Below are 267 nucleotides of genomic sequence, written 5' to 3' on the forward strand. Positions count from 1 at the left end.
GGAATCGTCGAAGGTGGGACTGGCGATTGGGACGAAGTCGTAACAAGGTAGCCGTACCGGAAGGTGCGGCTGGATCACCTCCTTTCTAAGGAGCGCTTCTCGGCTGCCGGTACCCCGTGTGGGGGCTGGTGGTCTGGGGGCCAGTACACCGGCGTGCGTCCGGTGCTGGTTGCTCATGGGTGGAACGTTGACTAGTCGGCCGGGATTTTCCGGCGTAAGACACCAGTACTGCCTCTCCTGGCGATGTCGGGACGGGGTGTGGACCGT

At 62.9% G+C, this 267-nt stretch carries 1 rRNA gene; it reads left to right on the top strand.

Annotated features, from left to right (window positions below):
- Nucleotides 1-85 (top strand): 16S ribosomal RNA (locus AC2CJA_RS27425); the annotation flags it as partial.
- Nucleotides 86-267 lie beyond the last annotated feature (182 nt).

This window comes from Streptomyces sp. ATLC9, assembly GCF_057196705.1.